The sequence below is a fragment of the Bradyrhizobium sp. 62B genome, from assembly GCF_030272265.2.
GTDB lineage: Bacteria > Pseudomonadota > Alphaproteobacteria > Rhizobiales > Xanthobacteraceae > Bradyrhizobium.
Genome location: NZ_CP092841.2, coordinates 6,776,658 through 6,793,402, shown reverse-complemented (window position 1 = coordinate 6,793,402; position 16,745 = coordinate 6,776,658). Strand labels below are relative to the sequence as shown.

Annotated in this window: 18 protein-coding genes; 8 read left to right on the top strand and 10 right to left on the bottom strand. The window is 66.1% G+C overall.

The features are described from left to right. Positions 1-36 precede the first annotated feature (36 nt). Both ML401_RS32535 and ML401_RS32530 read right to left on the bottom strand, forming a co-directional pair. A complete protein-coding gene (locus tag ML401_RS32535; protein WP_285808118.1) occupies positions 37-678 on the bottom strand; it encodes a ChrR family anti-sigma-E factor in 642 nt (213 codons plus the stop codon). Next, positions 675-1,220 (bottom strand): sigma-70 family RNA polymerase sigma factor, encoded by a 546-nt coding sequence (locus tag ML401_RS32530; RefSeq protein ID WP_211416590.1) that lies wholly within the window; start codon positions 1,218-1,220, stop codon positions 675-677. Before ML401_RS32530 ends, ML401_RS32535 begins: the two co-directional genes overlap by 4 nt. 299 nt (positions 1,221-1,519) lie before the next feature. Here ML401_RS32530 and ML401_RS32525 point away from each other — a divergent pair, with 299 nt between their 5' ends. The 5 genes from ML401_RS32525 to ML401_RS32505 all read left to right on the top strand — a co-directional run bounded on the left by ML401_RS32525 (position 1,520) and on the right by ML401_RS32505 (position 5,043). Further along, positions 1,520-1,768: a hypothetical protein gene (locus ML401_RS32525; RefSeq protein WP_194404658.1), complete on the top strand. Its 249-nt coding sequence runs from the start codon at positions 1,520-1,522 to the stop codon at positions 1,766-1,768. A 180-nt stretch (positions 1,769-1,948) separates the two neighbouring features. Then, positions 1,949-2,128: a hypothetical protein gene (locus tag ML401_RS32520; RefSeq protein WP_212067760.1), complete on the top strand. Its 180-nt coding sequence runs from the start codon at positions 1,949-1,951 to the stop codon at positions 2,126-2,128. A gap of 234 nt (positions 2,129-2,362) precedes the next feature. Beyond that, positions 2,363-3,034 (top strand): FABP family protein, encoded by a 672-nt coding sequence (locus tag ML401_RS32515; protein WP_211415713.1) that lies wholly within the window; start codon positions 2,363-2,365, stop codon positions 3,032-3,034. A gap of 21 nt (positions 3,035-3,055) precedes the next feature. Beyond that, complete coding sequence (locus tag ML401_RS32510; RefSeq protein WP_212067761.1) at positions 3,056-3,763, top strand: dihydrofolate reductase family protein; 708 nt, start codon at positions 3,056-3,058, stop codon at positions 3,761-3,763. A gap of 8 nt (positions 3,764-3,771) precedes the next feature. Then, entirely contained in the window at positions 3,772-5,043 is a 1,272-nt protein-coding gene (locus ML401_RS32505; RefSeq protein ID WP_285808112.1) for an NAD(P)/FAD-dependent oxidoreductase, read from the top strand. A gap of 32 nt (positions 5,044-5,075) precedes the next feature. Here the strand turns inward: ML401_RS32505 and ML401_RS32500 are convergent, their stop codons facing one another. The 3 genes from ML401_RS32500 to ML401_RS32490 form a co-directional block, all read right to left on the bottom strand. After that, positions 5,076-5,393 carry a hypothetical protein gene (locus ML401_RS32500; RefSeq protein ID WP_211415716.1) on the bottom strand — a complete coding sequence of 106 codons (318 nt, stop codon included), beginning with the start codon at positions 5,391-5,393 and terminating at the stop codon, positions 5,076-5,078. A 163-nt stretch (positions 5,394-5,556) separates the two neighbouring features. Beyond that, entirely contained in the window at positions 5,557-6,126 is a 570-nt protein-coding gene (locus tag ML401_RS32495; protein WP_285808110.1) for a cysteine hydrolase family protein, read from the bottom strand. Positions 6,127-6,248: 122 nt separating this feature from the next. Continuing rightward, the gene (locus tag ML401_RS32490) at positions 6,249-6,596 is read right to left on the bottom strand and encodes a DUF3088 domain-containing protein (protein WP_285808108.1); all 348 of its coding nucleotides are present in this window, start codon (positions 6,594-6,596) and stop codon (positions 6,249-6,251) included. Between the two features lie 95 nt (positions 6,597-6,691). Here ML401_RS32490 and ML401_RS32485 point away from each other — a divergent pair, with 95 nt between their 5' ends. Next, complete coding sequence (locus ML401_RS32485) at positions 6,692-8,554, top strand: long-chain fatty acid--CoA ligase (RefSeq protein WP_285808106.1); 1,863 nt, start codon at positions 6,692-6,694, stop codon at positions 8,552-8,554. A 97-nt stretch (positions 8,555-8,651) separates the two neighbouring features. Next, complete coding sequence (locus ML401_RS32480; protein WP_285808104.1) at positions 8,652-10,211, top strand: oleate hydratase; 1,560 nt, start codon at positions 8,652-8,654, stop codon at positions 10,209-10,211. 35 nt (positions 10,212-10,246) lie between these two features. On the opposite strand, the gene ML401_RS32475 is transcribed toward ML401_RS32480, so the two are convergent. The 5 genes from ML401_RS32475 to ML401_RS32455 form a co-directional block, all read right to left on the bottom strand. Continuing rightward, positions 10,247-12,094 carry an ATP-binding protein gene (locus tag ML401_RS32475; protein ID WP_285808103.1) on the bottom strand — a complete coding sequence of 616 codons (1,848 nt, stop codon included), beginning with the start codon at positions 12,092-12,094 and terminating at the stop codon, positions 10,247-10,249. A 147-nt stretch (positions 12,095-12,241) separates the two neighbouring features. Then, the gene (locus ML401_RS32470) at positions 12,242-12,832 is read right to left on the bottom strand and encodes a hypothetical protein (protein ID WP_212067765.1); all 591 of its coding nucleotides are present in this window, start codon (positions 12,830-12,832) and stop codon (positions 12,242-12,244) included. 203 nt (positions 12,833-13,035) lie between these two features. Continuing rightward, positions 13,036-14,349 (bottom strand): tetratricopeptide repeat protein, encoded by a 1,314-nt coding sequence (locus tag ML401_RS32465; RefSeq protein ID WP_285808100.1) that lies wholly within the window; start codon positions 14,347-14,349, stop codon positions 13,036-13,038. A 15-nt stretch (positions 14,350-14,364) separates the two neighbouring features. Continuing rightward, positions 14,365-15,387 carry an aldo/keto reductase gene (locus ML401_RS32460; protein WP_285808098.1) on the bottom strand — a complete coding sequence of 341 codons (1,023 nt, stop codon included), beginning with the start codon at positions 15,385-15,387 and terminating at the stop codon, positions 14,365-14,367. 228 nt (positions 15,388-15,615) lie between these two features. Then, entirely contained in the window at positions 15,616-16,041 is a 426-nt protein-coding gene (locus tag ML401_RS32455) for a PaaI family thioesterase (RefSeq protein WP_211415725.1), read from the bottom strand. Positions 16,042-16,111: 70 nt separating this feature from the next. On the opposite strand from ML401_RS32455, the gene ML401_RS32450 reads away from it, so the two are divergent. Then, entirely contained in the window at positions 16,112-16,738 is a 627-nt protein-coding gene (locus ML401_RS32450; RefSeq protein WP_211415726.1) for a CoA pyrophosphatase, read from the top strand. Positions 16,739-16,745: the final 7 nt, after the last annotated feature.

Here is a 16,745-nt window from a genome sequence, read left to right as displayed (position 1 = left end):
GGGCCCGGATCACCTGACGGTAAAGGGAGCAGCAGTTCAGAGCCGCACGAAGGGCCCGATCAACCGGCCGAGGAAACCGTTCATGCGCAAGTCGCCGGTCATCGCGACCAGGCAGAGGCAAGGACCTTCGTCACCGACGATGGGACGGTGATCGACCTCGTCGTCGCCATAGTCGAAATCACCAGGACCGAAGCGTCCGCCCTCATGGCTGAAGCTGCCCTCGAGCACGAGCGTCAGCTCGGTGCCGGTGTGGGTATGCTCGAGCATCCGCGAGCCCGGCGCTGACCGAAGCAGGAAGGCGCGCGCCGTGCCCGAACCGGAGAGCTCGATCGGCCGCAGGCTGAGACCGGGCGCGACCCGCCGACGCTTGCCGATGCGATATTTGCGCAAGGCCGGTGGAACATCGTCATCGGTGGCCGACGCCAGCGGAGGCGCGGCTATCTGCTTCGGAGCCTCGTGAATTCGTGACATCACGCGATCGAACGCATCCGGTGCGATCGCTGCTGGCTCGACCTCCTCGAGCGCCGCCCCCGCGAGCTGCTCGACGGCCTGCACGAAACGGGCGCAGCGCGCGCAGCCGGACACATGCACACCGACGACCAAATGATGGGCTTCTTCGAGCTTGCCGGCCGCGAAATCGGCCAGAAGATCTTCCGGCGGATGATGGCTGATCGTCATGCTTCTTCGTCCAAAATGTCTCGCAACCGGTTCATCGCCAGCCTGATCCGGGATTTGACCGTCCCAAGCGGAATCCCGAGCGCGCTCGCGATTTCGGGATGCGGCCTCTCCTCGATGAAGGACAGCCTCACCACCATGGATTGCTCCGCCGAGAGCTGCTGGATGGCCGACGCGATCCGCGCCGCATCCTGCCCGCGCGAAATCAGGATATCGGCCGGCTCGGCTTGATCCGGCTCGTCCGGCAGCTCGGAACCGGCTTGCAAACGGTCTATCCGCGCCCTGCGGCGGAACAAATCGATCCGTAGATTGCGCGCGATCGTGAAGATCCAGGCCGGCGCTCCCGCGGTCGCAGGATCGAACTGATGCGCCTTCCGCCACACGGCGATCAGGGTGCTTTGAGCGATCTCTTCTGCCTCGTCGGAGCTGCAACCGGCTTTCAGCATCAGCCCCTTGATGCGGGGCGCGAAATGCTCGAACAGCCGCTTGAAAGCCTCCCGGTCGCCGTCAGCGGCGACCCGTCCGATCAAATCAGCCCAATCCACCTTTGCCTTTGGCCCTTTGCTCGCACCAATCGACAGCCGCGCCGGCACCCTCCGGGGTAAACCGGCCTCAGCCCGGATCGGCATCTTCAAAGCCGGGATAGCAGCGATCATAGCGCCTCGACAAGCGACCTCTCGGATAGACAACGACCGCGGACAGCCGCTGGATCACCCCGGGAGGCGCATTGTTGCGAGTTCCCCACGCCTGCCGGGCGTGGCGGTCCGGCCCTGGCACTCCGCTTGCTCAGTCATGATCAAAGTCAGGCCTCGGCGGCGAGGCCCGTTTCAGGTTGAGGCAAGCGATGCAAGACATGTCCCGTTCTGGTACTGCCGGCGAGCTCCGGCTCGATGCGCTGATCGCCGATTTGTGGTGGCGCGTTCGGCTCTTGAATACCGACATTCTCGAGGAAGAAGCCAGAGCCGGGGTGTTCGACGTGCAGCAGCCGACCTATCCGCTGCTAGCCGCCAACCTCCGCGCGCGGCGCGACAATCTCGTCTCCACGATCGGTGTGCTCGAGCAGCGCGCGAAGTCGGTGTCCGAGGCGGCTTGACGGCTCGTCGCTGACGCCGGCAGGTCGGTGATTTAAGGGGCTGAGCTCATCCGATCGGATGACGCCGCCGCCAGCGCATCGATCGTCCGCGCGTGAGGCGTGACACATAACTTCCTCGCGGGTCGATCTAGCTTTGCGTCAGGTGGTTCGCAGTGATCCACCAGGCAAAGGAAAAGACTCATGCGCAATTTCATCCTCGTGGCTTTCGCAGCGATCACCCTGGCGGGCGCGGTGACCCCCGCAAGCGCGCTAACGATCGTGCGCGATCATCGCGATCCGCCCGTCGTGCGCGACCATCGCAATCAGACCATCGTCCGCGACCACCGCAATCAGCCCGATTTGCGCGACCATCGCCACTAAGCGTTCTGGCGGCGGAGTCGAATCGAACAGGTTCGACTCCGCTTCGGCCGATGTGGGCCGACCCGCCTGTCCTCCGAGGACGTTACCGCGACCAGCAACGCACGATCTTTCCAGAAAGCCCGACAATCGCTCCGCGCGCAACGCCGGTGTCCATTCGCGATTGTGAGGCCTGAGCACGCGCCAGGTTCGCGCCGCCGTGCTATGGCTGCCTCTGCAATTTCCCGCGAGGCCGCCATGCTCCCCATTCCCGCCGACATCTTCACCGAGCCCGAGGACGTCTCGCCGGACGGCCTTGCCAATCTCGGCCCGCTGCGCCGCCTCGCCGGCCGTTGGCAGGCGGACAAGGGCATCGACGTCAATCCGAAGGCGGAGGGACCCGAGCGGCGGACCTTCATCGAGCGCATCCGCATGGATCCGATCGATCCGCAGGCCAACGGCCCGCAGCTCCTCTACGGGCTGCGCTACCACATCCACATCAACACGCCCGAGGAAGACATCACCTTCCACGATCAGGTCGGCTACTGGCTGTGGGAGCCCGCGACCGGGCTGATCATGCAGACGCTGGCGATTCCGCGCGGGCAGGTGCTGCTGGCCTCGGGCAAGGCCGGCCCCGGCGACAAGACGATCTCGGTCACTGCCAAGCGCGGCGACACCGCCTACGGGATCTGCTCGACCGATTTCCTGGAGCAGGCGTTCCGCACCGATTCCTACCGCTGCGACATCACCTTCAACGACGACGGCAGTTGGACCTATCTGATCCAGACCGAGTTGTTCGTGCGCGGCGCGCCGTTCAATCATCACGACACCAACACGCTGCAGCTGGTCGCACCGCCAAAGCTCAATCCGCTGGCGGCGATTGCCAGGGATCGCGCGAGAGGCGATGAGAAGAGCGATGCGGCGGTGTGAAGCGCATTTCCGGAGAATTGCATGAAGCCCTACGTCATCTGCCTGATGCATTCCAGCCTCGACGGCCGCACGCATCCCAGCCGCTGGCGTCCGAAAGGGGCGGGCACCGACTGGTTCGAGAAGATCCATGAGGAGCTCGGCGGCGATGCCTGGGTGATCGGCCGCGTCACGGGATCGGAGTTCGCCAAGGGCCAGCCCTATCCCGCGACGAAGGAGAAGCTGCCGCGCGAAAACTGGTTCGCGCGGCGCGACGCGAAAACCTATGGAATCGTGCTCGATGCGCAGGGCAAGATCGGCTGGGGCCGCTCGGACATCGGCGGCGACCCGATCGTCGTGGTGCTGACCGAGAGCGTTCCGGATTCGCATCTCGCAGGGCTCCGCGGCGAGGGCGTGTCCTATGTCTTTGCCGGCAAGTCCGAGATCGACTTGGCGCTGGCGCTGGACATTCTCCACCGCGAGCTCGGCGTGAAGCGCCTGCTGGTGGAGGGCGGCGGCGTCGCCAATGGCGCATTCCTGCGGGCCGGCCTGATCGACGAGTTCAACCTGATCCTCAGTCCCGCGATCGATGGCGCCACGGGTGCGCCCTTCGTGTTCTCCTCGACGGAGGCGGACAGCGACAAGCGCGCGCCGATCGCGGCAATGACGCTGGAGAGCACGCGGGAGCTCGGCGGCGGTGTGCTGCTGCTGCGCTATCTGATCAAGAACGACCCGCCAGGCGTGATCCGGTAAAGCCGGCCATGTCCGAGACGTCACAGCATATCGTCATCGTCGGCGCCGGCGCGGCAGGACTGATGGCGGCGCGCGAGCTGGCGCGTGCCGGCCGGAAGGTGACGGTGCTGGAGGCGCGCGGGCGCTGCGGCGGCCGCATCCATCCGTTGCCGGCTGAGGAGTTCGGCTATCCCGCCGCGGGCGGCGCCGAATTCGTCCATGGCGAGGCGCCGGTCACGCGCGGATTGCTGCGCGAGGCCGGGCTGTCGCTTCAGGAGATCGAAGGCGAGCAGTGGAGCTTTGACGGAACGAGGCTCTCGCGCGAGGCGCGTGACGATCCCCACGAGGCGGAGCTTCAAGCCGCGCTGAGGGATTTGCAGGACGATCTCTCCGTCGCCGATTTCCTGCGCTGGCATTTTTCCGGGGATGAGTATGCGCCGATGCGCCATTCGATCGAGCGGATGGTCGAGGGCTATGACGCGGCCGACCCCGAGCGCGCCTCGACGCTGGCGCTGCGCGAGGAATGGATGGATGGCGGGCACGCGCCGCAGGCGCGCATCGATCGCGGCTATGGCGCGCTGATCGACTTTCTCGCGGTGGACTGCCGCAGGCTTGGCGTCACCATCCATCTCGGCTGCGTGGTGTCGGCGATCGAGGAGGAGCGCGGCGCGATTGCTGTTCGCTGCGCCGGCGGCGATCGACATGGCTGTGACAGCGTGATCCTCACCGTGCCGCTGCCTTTGCTGCGCGAGATGGCGCTGCCGGCGAGCGCGCGTACGAGGCTTGCCGCCATTGATGACATCGGATTCGGCAATGTCATCAAGATCCTGCTGCGCTTCGCGCGGCCATGGTGGCGCGAGCGGCACCGTGAACTCGCAGGCATGACCTTCCTGTTGTCCGAACAGAAGATCCCGGTGTGGTGGACACAATATCCGAGCGAGCATGCCGTGCTCACCGGCTGGTTCGGCGGCCCGCGCACAAGGGAGCTGGACAGGCTCGATGCGCAGGAATTGATCGAGGCCGGGCTCGATTCACTCGCCGGCATCTTCAAGCTGCCGCGCGCGGACCTTGCGCGCGAGCTGGTGGCGGCGGCGGCGACCAACTGGGCGCATGATCCCTTCGCCCGCGGCGCCTATTCCTGGGCGACACCGCGGACGCGCGAGGCGCAGGCGATTCTGGCGGGCGCCGACGGCCTGGTGTTGTTCTCCGGTGAAGCGCTCTATCGCGGCCGCGACATGGGCACGGTGGAAGCGGCACTGGCGAGCGGGGCGGAGACGGCGGGGATGATCCTGCGGAAATGAAAAGAGGCCCGCACACTTGCGGGCCTCATGTCTCACCAGCGTCCGCCGCCGAAGCTGAACGTCACGCCCGGGCCGCCGCCACCGTAATATCCATACGGCCCGCCGCCGTAATAGCCGTGATGCCGCGGGTAGTAGCCATAGCTGCGGTAGTGCGGACGGTAGTAGCCGTGATGGTGGTGATGACGGCGCCAATGATGGTGATGGCCGTGGTGCCGGTGCTGCGCGCTAATGTCGGTCGATTGGCCGCCCTGCGCGCTCTGCTTAGCGCTCGAACTGCCGGCCGCGTTCGCCGCCGATCCGCCGGCAAGCGCCGCAGCTCCGACCGCCATCGCGACAATGAGATATTTCATGTCATCACTCCAGTTGAATGTCGTGAGACAACAGATGGGCGTCGGCTGCGTTCCAGGACAGTGCGGGCGTCGAAACGACGCAGTGCGCGGTGCTTGATTCGCACCCTTGAACGCGCGTCGTGAGATTTATTGTCGCATTATCGCGTCGATCACATTGCTGCCATCACTTGGCCGCGAATGACCCGATCACGTCACGCGTTGTCACGATGCGGGCGAACTCGCCGTTGAGGTTCGACAGCGTCATCGCATGGATCTCCTCGGCCGCGTGCACGTCGCCGTCGGGCCCGATGCGGTCGAACGTCCATGTCGCATCGCGCACGAGGTGCGCGTCGAAGCCGAGATTGCCGGCCATCCGCGTCGTCGTCTCGACGCAATGATTGGTGGTGGCGCCGCAGATCACGAGCGTGCCGATGCCGGCCGCGCGCAGGCGTGTCTCCAGATCCGTGCCGATGAAGGCGCTGTTGACGCGCTTGACGATGACGGTCTCGCCGGGCTGCTCGCGCGCCTCGTCCTTGACGGCATAGCCTGAGCTTTGAGGCAGGAACGACGAGCTCGGCTTGGTGCCTTCATGGCGGATATGAAAGATCGGCGCGCCGCGGGTTCTGAACGCCTGCAGCAGATCGGCGATCCGCGCCACCGCATCCGGATTGTTGCGCCGTTTCCCCGCGGCCTCCCATTCGTCGAACGCGCGCTGGACGTCGATGACGATGAGAGCGGGGAGGGCGTGGGGCATGATCGGATCTTTCGCGCGGGTCGTGGAAGCGAATATGCGGGGATGGGGACGGCGCGCAATGCCGATCTTCCCTCGTTTTGCGACGGGACACGAGAGCGGTCATGCCGGCTGGCGGATGCGCCTCACGGATGCGGATCGGGAAAGCCGTGGCGTTCGGAAAGTGCGGCGAGGATCGCGTCCTTGTCGGCGATGAAGGCGCGGCCCTGATGGCTGCCGGTCTGGTGCGGCGATGTCGCGCCGTCGGCCAATACCAGCAGCGGCAGCGATTGGTTCTCCTTGCCAAGAAGCGCGATCACCGGCTGCCGCGGGCGCGGCCACGCGATGCGCTCGACCTCGAGCTTTGCGGCAAGCTGCGGAAACGAGGCCAGCACGCCCTCGATCAGCGCACAATGCCAGCAATAGAACAGTCGCCCCGGAAAGGCCGGGTCCTCGAAACCGGGCCGCAGCAGAAACAGGCGGTCGCGCGTCATGGGTCGCTCCAAAGCATGGCCGCCTTGCTGAGGATCAAAGCGGCAAGGACTGGCCGGCCTAGGGTCGAGGCACCAAATGGTTGGGAATCGACGAGATGCGAGAGAACGCCATGCCGGGACAGGCGAGTCAACCAGACGGTCTTGCCGACATCAAGACGCTGCCGGAGCTCCTGCGCTGGCGAATCAAGGCGACGCCGGCGGCGGAGGCCTATCGCCATTTCGACGCCGGTGCCAAGCGCTGGCTCAGCCAGTCCTGGCGGGAGATCGATGCCGAATTCGAGCTGTGGCGGCGGGCGCTGGCCGCGGAGAATTTCGCGCCCGGCGAGCGCGTCGCGATCCTGATGCCGAACGGCACGGCGCATATCGCGATGGACCAGGCGGCGCTGTCGCGCGGCCTCGTCCCGGTGCCGATGCACGCCGTCGACAACCCCGACAGCATCGCCTACGTCCTCGTCGATTCCGGCGCACTGCTCTTGTTCGTCGATACCCTGGAGCGCTGGCAGGCGATCGTGGCGACCGGCCAGCCGCTCGACCATCTCAAGCGCGTCGTCTGCGCGGATGCAAGCGGGCTCATCACGCCGAACGCGCGGATCGTCGGGCTCGACCATTGGCTCGCGCAAGCCCCGGGGGCGAGCGCGCCGCTGGCCGATGTCGCGATCGAACCGCACGATCTCGCCGCCATCGTCTACACCTCGGGTACCACGGGGCGGCCCAAGGGCGTGATGCTGTCGCATGGCAACGTCGTCGCCAATGTGAAAGCGATCGCGCGCCGCATCGAAGCCGAGCCGCACGACGTCTTCCTGTCCTTTCTGCCGCTCTCGCACACTTTCGAGCGCACCGGCGGCTATTACTACCCGATCGCGGCCGGCGCCTGCGTCGCCTATGCCCGCTCGGTGCCGCAACTGGCGGAGGATCTGAAGCATGTGCGGCCGACGGTGCTGGTCTCGGTGCCCCGGATCTACGAGCGCATCTACGCGCTGATCATGCAGCATCGGGCATCCGCGGGCTGGATCGAGCGCGCGCTGCTCGATCTCACCGTCGCCGTCGGCGGGCGGCGCTTCGACGCGCGGCAGCAGCACGCCATGCCGTCGCTGCTGGACCGGCTGGCCTGGCCGCTGCTGAAGCGGCTTGTCGCCGACAAGGTGCTGGCGCAGCTCGGCGGTCGCCTGCGCGTCGCGGTGTCCGGTGGCGCGCCGATCGCGGCGCCCGTCATTCGCCTGTTTCTCGCGCTCGGGCTCGACGTCCTCCAGGGCTACGGCATGACGGAGACCTCGCCGGTGGTCTCCGTGAATACCGTCGAGGATAACGATCCGCATTCGGTCGGCCATGTCCTCGACGGCGTCGAGGTCAGGCTCGGCGAGAACGACGAATTGCTGGTGCGCGGTCCGAGCGTCATGCTCGGCTACTGGCACAAGGACGAGGAGACGCGCCGCGTCAAGGACGCCGATGGCTGGCTGCATACCGGCGACCAGGCCCGCATCGAGAACGGGCGCATCACCATCACCGGTCGCATCAAGGACATCCTGGTCACCTCCACCGGCGAGAAGGTCGCGCCGGTCGATCTGGAGACCGCGATCCTCGCCGATCCCTTGTTCGAGCAGGCGCTGGTGGTTGGCGAGCAGCGGCCGTTCCTCGCCGCGCTCGTGGTGCTGAATGCCAAGGCCTGGGTCGAGGAGAAGGAAAGGCTGGCGGCGCGCGGCCAGCAAGGCGGCGCGGCGGAACGGGCGGCGCTGCTGGCGCGGATCGCCGCGGCCGTGAAGGCCTACCCGTCCTACGCCGCACCGCGCGCGGTGTGGTGGACGCTGGATCCGTGGACCATTGCGGCGGGCCTGCTGACGCCGACGCTGAAGAACAAGCGGCCCGCGCTCGAGCGCCGCTTCGCGGACGAGATCGAGCACATCTATGCGAAGAAGGCGAATGTTTCGGCTCTCCCCGCGAGCGCGCTCACGTCCTCTTGAACGCTGCTTCCGCCGCGCTTGATCCAGCGCAACTTCGGCCGCTGCCTCCGCATGCAATGTCGCCCACGACAAATTCGTGTGGCAATCGAGGCAAGTCATGAAGGCGTATTTCATCGGCGGTGGCATTGGATCGCTCGCGGGCGCGGCGTTCCTGATCCGCGACGCGCAACAGGCGGGGCGTGACATCGTGATCTACGAGGCGCAGCCGCTGGTCGGCGGCAGTCTCGACGGCGCGCAGCTCGCGAACGGCGCCTATTCGCTGCGCGGCGGCCGCATGCTGACCACCGACCACTACGAATGCACCTGGGATCTGCTCTCCAGCATTCCCTCGCTCGAGCGTCCCGGCCTCAGCGTGCGCGAGGAGACCATCGCGTTCAACCTGGAGAATCCCGCGCATTCGCAGGCGCGGCTGGTCGACCGCAACCGCTTCAAGGTCGACGTCTCGCATATGGGCTTCTCCGCGCGCGACCGGCTGGAACTGCTGAGGCTGACTGAGGCCTCGGAGGAGACGCTCGGCAACAGCCGCATCACCGACTGGCTCTCGCCGAAATTCTTCGAGTCCAATTTCTGGTACATGTGGCAGACCACCTTCGCCTTCCAGCCCTGGCACAGTGCGGTCGAGCTGAAGCGCTACCTGCATCGCTTCATGAACGAGTTTCCGCGCATCGAGACGCTCGCCGGCGTCAAGCGCACCGTCTACAATCAGTATGATGCGATCGTGCGGCCGCTCGCCGACTGGCTGAAGCGCCAGGGCGTGCAATTCGTGCGCGGCACGCGCGTCACCGACATGGCGATCGAGAGCGAAGGCGGACGCTTGCGCGTGCGCCAGCTCGTGCTCGACCGCGACGGCCGCATCGCCAATGTCCGGCTCGAGGACGGCGATCTCGTGTTCTTCCAGAACGGCTCGATGACGGACGCCTCGAGCCTGGGCTCGATGACCGAGCCGCCGTCGCGCCTCACCAAGAAGGAGAGCCAGGGCTGGGCGCTGTGGGAGACGATCGCGCAAGGCCGTCCCGAGTTCGGCAATCCCGCCGCCTTCAACTCGTCGATCCCCGAATCCTATTGGCTGTCCTTCACTGTCACCTGCCGCGATCCGCAGTTCTTCGACCGGATGGAGGCGTTCTCCGGCAACAGGGCCGGCACCGGCGGCCTCGTGACGTTCAAGGATTCCAACTGGCTGATGTCGGTCGTGCTGTATCACCAGCCGCATTTCGCAGGCCAGCCGAAGAACGTGCAGGTGTTCTGGGGCTATGCGCTGCATCCCGACCGCGTCGGCAATTTCGTCGGCAAGCCGATGTCCGATTGCGGCGGCGCGGATATTTTGAAGGAGCTGTGCGGCCACCTGAACTTCGATGCGAGCGTGCTCGACGACGCGATCTGCGTTCCCTGCCGCATGCCCTATATCACCAGCATGTTCATGCCGCGTAACCTGACTGATCGGCCGCTGCCGGTGCCGAAGAATTCGGTCAACCTCGCTTTCGTCAGCCAGTTCGTCGAAATCCCCGACGACGTCGTGTTCACCGTCGAATATTCGGTGCGGGCAGCACAGATGGCGGTCTATCAGCTCATGAAGATCGACCGCCCGGTGCCGCCGGTGACGCGGCACGACAAGTCGCTCGCGGTGATCTTCGCGACGCTGGAAAAGGCGTTCGCGTGATGCCGGTTCGGCGGCGCTGGTGCCTGCGATCGCGGCTATGGCGCCGCCAGCGGCAGGGCGACGTGAAAGACGGCGCCGCCTGAGGGCGCGTTCTCGGCCCAGATCCGCCCGCCATGCGCTTCGACGATGGTATGGGCGATCGACAGGCCGATGCCCATGCCTTGCGCCTTGGTCGTGAAGAACGGCTTGAATATCTCCGTCACCCTCTCTGCGAGGATGCCGTCACCGGCATCGGCGACGGAGACGAGGGCCAGATTGCCCTCGGCGAGACCGGTTCGGCCGACCACGCGGCGCCGCTTGTTCGGTAGATGGGCCACCGCATCGATGCCGTTCATGGCCAGATTCAGAATGGCCTGCTGGAGCTGAACCTTGTCGCCCTTGACGCGGATATCCGCGGGCGAGGGTTCCGTCACGAGTTCGACATCGTGCGTCAAGGCCTGCACGGAGAGGAAGCGAAACACCTCGCCGACCATCGCATTGAGGTCGAGTTCGTGCCGTACGGTCGGGTCTCGTTTCAGAAACGCACGCAGCCGGCTGATGATTTCGGCGGCCCGCTGATCGTCTCGGCGAATGTGGGCCAATATGTCCTCGATCTCGCCGAGGTCGGGAGCCGGATTCCGCAATATCTGCTGGGCCGACTCGGCATTGATCATGATGGCGGCGAGCGGCTGGTTCAGCTCGTGGGCGAGCGAGGCAGACATCTCGCCGACGGTGGCGCGGCGATTCAAGTGGGCGAGCTCCGACATGCGCTGCCGCGCTTCGACCTCGGCCACGAAGCGCAGGTGGCGCTCGCGCAGCAGAATCGCGATCATCATCGCCTGTAGCAGAACGATGCTCGCAACGATGGTGACGTGCCAGTGATACTGCCCCCAGAAGGTCGGTTCACGGAAACGTACCTCGCTGCCTGGGGGCAGATTGGCCTCGTTCACGTTCCAGCGCTTCAGCTGGCGCCAGTCGAAGATCGGTTTCACGTTGTCCCCGTCGAAGGGGACGATGTTCGACGGCGCTTCGCCGTCGAGTATCCGCATGGCGACTTCGCCGGCTTCCCGTCCGATGATCTCCGGCATCAGCAGGAAGCCGCCGACGCCCGATCGCCCGAGGAATGTGTCGGACGTGATGACGATCGGACGGTTCGCAGTCTCGGCGACGAGCGCGAGCGCCGACGCCGGGGAATAATAGGTGCCTTCGCCGTCGGAATACATCGCGGAGGTCAGGATCGCGGAACGGTCGGGCAGCGAAGCGACTTGCTTGCGGACGTCGCGCAGCACGGCATCGGAGAGATCTGTGACTTCGAGGCCCGGCATCATGGCCGCGAAGTCCTGCTTCCAATGTCCATACACCAGCGGATTCTTCCAGGCATCGCCCACGAGGACGACGCGGGTCAGGTCGGGGACGATGGCGCGCGCAGCATTCAGCAAATGTGCTGGCGTCACGCGGGCGAAGACGGCGGTGGTATCGGGCAGAAACAGCGCGCGCGTTTCGGGCAGATCAGGCACGAAGCCGTAGACGACTGGCGCGGTCGGCCAAATCTCCTGCTTGCGCTTTTGAAGGAATTTCGCCGATGTGACGCCAATTGAAACGATGACGTCGATCGGCCGCTGTGCATATTTGGTCCTGAGGTGGCCGACCACGCTCTCTTCATAGCCGGGTCCCGGGAAGCGGCTGAGATCGAGGCTCTCGCCGTAGATCACCGTGTCAGCCGTGCCGCTCTGCTTCGCAGCGGCGCGGATGCCGGCAAAGATCTCGGAATAAAACGGCGAGCGAAAATCGGCTTCTTCAAGAACCAGGATCGAACGCTGCCGCTTGCCCTCGGCCGCGATGCAGTCGCGCGACAAGCTTGCAAGCAGGCAGACGATCAGGATGCGCACCAGCCCGGTGATCATACGCGCGTTGCTGGACCGTCGGCCCGCCCCCACTGCGATCGCGTCTCCGCGATGAGAACGCTGGCGCGAGCATAACCGCCTCGCCTGGAGTTTCAACGGAGCGTTGCGTGACGGTTGCGCTACCACGCAAGCCGAGACGAGGTGCCGCTACTTGAACGGATCCTGGATCGACGGCGAGGACTGCCGGATGCGGCGAACGCTCACCGGCGTACCGTCGGAGACGAACAGCAGTTCATATCGACGGCCTTCGTTGTCAGTCGCCGAGCAGGTGACATCGGTCACCTTCCTGGCGGCGAAATTGCCGGTCTGGCGGCAGAGGCCGGTGGAGGTCTGCTCGGCCGGCACCGGCAGGCCATCGACCTTGGGACGGTCCTTGGAGTTGAGCAGCATGCGGTCGATCGGCAGCTCGTAGGAATTGTCGTCGGCGCGCTTGCCGTTCTCGCCGGAGAACGACACCACGTGGCTGTCGTCGGAGGGATCGTCGACTGCGACCGCGAAATTGACCCGGCCCTTGTCGCCATGGGCGTAGGCCACCGTCTTGCAGGCAAAGGCGCGGCCGGCGACCTTGAGCGTCTTGCAATGGCCCGACATCAGCGCCAGGAGGTCGATGAGGGCATTCTGCTGCGCCGGCGGATTGTTGACTGGGATCGGTTCGGAAGTCTCGGCAAAACAAGGACTTGCCAAGGGCATGGTCAAGACCATGGCCATGGCGAAGAGGACCGGTCGGCGAAGGCGCATCGTCGGGCTCGTGTGCCGGAGGGCCGTGGCGGCGGAAAAGGTCCGCACCATAACGATCGGACCGCAAATTGGTTGCGATCCCGTTTGTTCTGCAAGACCGTTCTGGAATACCACCGCGCCACCCCCGACGGCGATTCGCCGCAATCGCCCAACCCGTCCCGGCCGGCACTTGCCGTCAGGCCGGTGTTTTTTTCGTGGCAGAGCTAGCCCATCGCCGCCTGCCAGCGTGCATCGCGAAGCGAGGGGCGGCGGTGCAGGCGGGCGTCCAGCACGGCGCGGGCGCGCGGCAGCTCGCCGCTGCGCATGAGCGCGACGATGTAGGTGTCCTCGACCAGCTCGCGCTGGGCGTGGCTGCCGCCGATCCGCACGACCTCCGTGAGGACTGGCGCGAGCGTTTGCACGCATGAGGCGTAGTCCTCATCGGCAAAGGCCGCCAGCGCGCGGAAGATCGCCGGCACCACGGGGCCGGCCGGCAACCTGCCCTCGGCGAGCCGCTGCTCGATCACCGCAAGACGTGCAGCGAGCGCCTCCTGATTCTGCGTGGCCGCCGCGAACAGCGCCATGTGGACGTCAGCGAAAGGCAGGCTCGACTTCGGAAACAGTTTTTGCGCAGTGGCGTCGGCCTCGGTCCAGAGCGCCTTTGGTACGGTGTGGCCGTAGGCCGACAGGCGCCAGAGCAGCGAGGCGGCATCGGTGATGACGTTGAGCGGCGGCGCTTGCGTGGCTGTGGGCTGGAGCACGTCGGCATAGATCGCGAGCGCGCTGGCCGCATCGTCCTGCTCGAGCGCGCCGAGCGCCTGGTGCCAGCGAATGTGGCCGTGCAGGATTCCGGCGCGGTCGTAAGTCGGAATCCACTCGCCGACGAGGCGGTCGGCCGCGTCGATCGAGCCGTCCTCGAACATCGCGTGCAGCACCGCATGCGCGGCATGGGCGTTAGCCCGGCGCAGATTGAAGCCGCGCTCGGTCACGCTGCGGCCGCGCGCAACGTCGCCGTTCTCGGTCATCGCCCAGCCGGCCATGGTGAGAAACCACCAGTCCTCGCCGTAATGCTGCTTGACGCGCTCGCACAGCTCATGCCGCGCGCGATCGTGGTCCGCCATGCCGGAGAAGGCGAACAGGCCGAAGGCGCCGAGCGGCAGCGACAGCACCAGGGCATCGCGCGGCCAGCTCTCGACATGCTTCAGCGTCGCCGCGATCGCTTCCGGCAGCCGGCCCTCGATCGCCAGCGCCAGCGTCTCGACATGCGAGCGCTCGCGCTCCGTGCCGCGCCTGGCGGCCAGCTCGCGCGCGAGCGCCGCCTTCTGACGTGCGAGATCGCCCTGCTGATAGAAGGCGTGCACGCGGGCGCGGGCGATATGGGGAAGCGCAAAATCCGGGTCGGCCGCAATGGCGCGCTCCAGCGTCTCCGCCATGCCGGTCCAGCCCGCGAGCATGAGGTCCACGCCCTCGCGATAGGCGGAGGCAGCCGCATCGGATGCGGTGGATAGCGGCAGGCCGTAGCGGTCTTCGTGGAGCATGATCCTCTCCGAAGTTCACGCCGTCCGCGCGCGGCGGCCTTCGATCGGGTAGGCGGGGTCGTTGTAGCCCGGCGTCGACGGATGGCCGGGAACGACGAGCCGGTCGATCAATGCTTCGTCATCGGCGGTGAAGCGATAGTCGAGCGCGCTGATGTAGCCGTCCCACTGCTCCTCGGTGCGCGGCCCCGCGACGATCGAGGAGACGAAGGCGGAGTTGAGCACCCAGGCAACCGCGAATTGGCCGGCGGTGATGCCCCGCCTCTCCGCGTAAGTCTTGATCTCCTGTGCGAGCTGAAGCGATTCCGGCCGCCATTCGGTCTGCATCATGCGGGTGTCGTTGCGTCCCGCGCGTGTCTCCTTGTCGGGGGCGGCGTCCGGCTTGTACTTGCCCGTGAGCACGCCGCGCGCCAGCGGGCTGTAGGGCACGATGCCGAGGCCGTAATAGGAGCAGGCCGGAAAATGCTCAACCTCGGGCATGCGGTTCATCGCGTTGTAATAGGGCTGGCTCACCGCGGGACGGTCGATGCCGAGCCGGTCGCAGATGTTGCAGATCTCTGCGACGCGCCAGGCGCGGTAGTTGGAAACGCCGAAATAGCGCACCTTGCCGGCGCGGATCAAATCGCCCATCGCGCGCACCGTCTCCTCCAGCGGCGTCGCATGGTCTTCCTTGTGCAAATAGTAGATGTCGATGTGGTCGGTGCCGAGCCGCGTCAAGCTTTCGTCGGCGGCCTGCAGCACCCAGCGCCGCGACAGGCCGACGCGGTTGGGATCGTCCCCCGTCCCAGCGTTCATGGGATTGGCGAGCTTGGTGGCAAGCACCCAGGCGTGGCGGTTGCCTGCGATGGCGCGGCCGACGACCTCCTCGGATGCGCCCTTCGAATAGGCGTCTGCGGTGTCGATGAAGTTGATGCCGGCATCGCGAGCTTTCGCGATGATCCGCTTCGATGTGGCTTCATCGGTGGGCCCGCCGAACATCATGGAGCCCAGACAGATCGGCGACACTTTCAGGCCGGAGCGGCCGAGCTGACGGTATTGCATGGGCGATTTCCTCGATCGTTCGATTGAGGGCAGCATAGCCAGCTACGTTCGTCATTGCGAGCGCAGCGAAGCAATCCAGAGCTGCGTCCGCGGAAGCAGCCTGGATTGCTTCGTCGCAAGGGCGTCTCGCAAGGACGGTGTGAGGAAAGAAGCCCAATCTCCTCTCGTCGTCCGGGACAAGCGCGCCTCGGTGCGTGGTAGGCGGCGGGGGGCGAGCCAGCGCGAGCGCTACCCCGGCCCCTTCAGGATCTTGAACACGCCGTTCGCCATCACGATGCAGCGGTCGTCGACCGTCACTTCCGTGCTCATGAAGATCAGGCTGCGGGTCGAGCGCACCACGCGGGGGCGGGAGATCAGGATGTCGCCGATCTGGCCGGCTTCGACGAAATGGGTGTCGAGCTGCACCGTCGCCATGAACTCCTTGCCGGAGACGTAACGGGCGGTCATGCCGCAGGTTCGGTCGGCGAAGGTCATCATGACGCCGCCCTGGACCATGCCGCGGCGGTTGTGGTGCTTGTCTTCGGTGGCAAGCGCGAACTCGTAATGGCCGTCGACCTCGCGCTCCCACAGGGGACCGACCAGGTGCATGAAGCCGGTGGTCTCGAGGATGCTCCAGCCCTCTGATTTCAGCCTCGCGGCGGCCTTGCTCGTCATCTTCAGGTTCATCCCTGCAACGCTGTCTCTGCTCGTTTCATCAGATGCGGTCCTGGTGTAGTCAAGCTTCATGAGACCTTTCGGCGATGCCACCAGACGGAATATCGAAGCGGCCTGCGCGTCCTTCGCACGGCTGCCTGACGAGGCCGAGCCGTCGGCGCTGAAGCGCGCCGCGGTGGTGCTGGCGCTGACCGAATCCAGCGACGGTGACGACACCGCCTTCCTCCTCACCAGGCGTGCGTCGAGCTTGCGCTCCCATCGCGGCCAGTGGGCGCTGCCGGGCGGACGCTGCGATGCCGGCGAGACGCCGGTCGAGGCGGCGTTGCGCGAGCTGGATGAAGAGCTCGCGCTAAAACTTTCGGCCGACGCGGTGCTCGGCCTGCTCGACGATTATCCGACCCGCTCCGGCTATCTGATCACGCCGGTCGTGGTGTGGGCGGCGGGCCGTGTCGCGATCACGCCGAACCCGGACGAGGTCGCCTCCGTCCATCGCATCGCGCTCGACACGATCGAGCGCGATGACGCGTTCGACTTCACCGCGATCCCCGAAAGCACCCGCCGCGTGATCCGCTTCCATCACCAGATGAGCCTGATCCACGCGCCGACGGCGGCGCTGATCTACCAGTTCCGCGAGGTGCTGGCGGGGCGGCACACCCGCGTCACCGACCTGGAACAGCCGGTATTCGCCTGGAAGTGATGGTAAA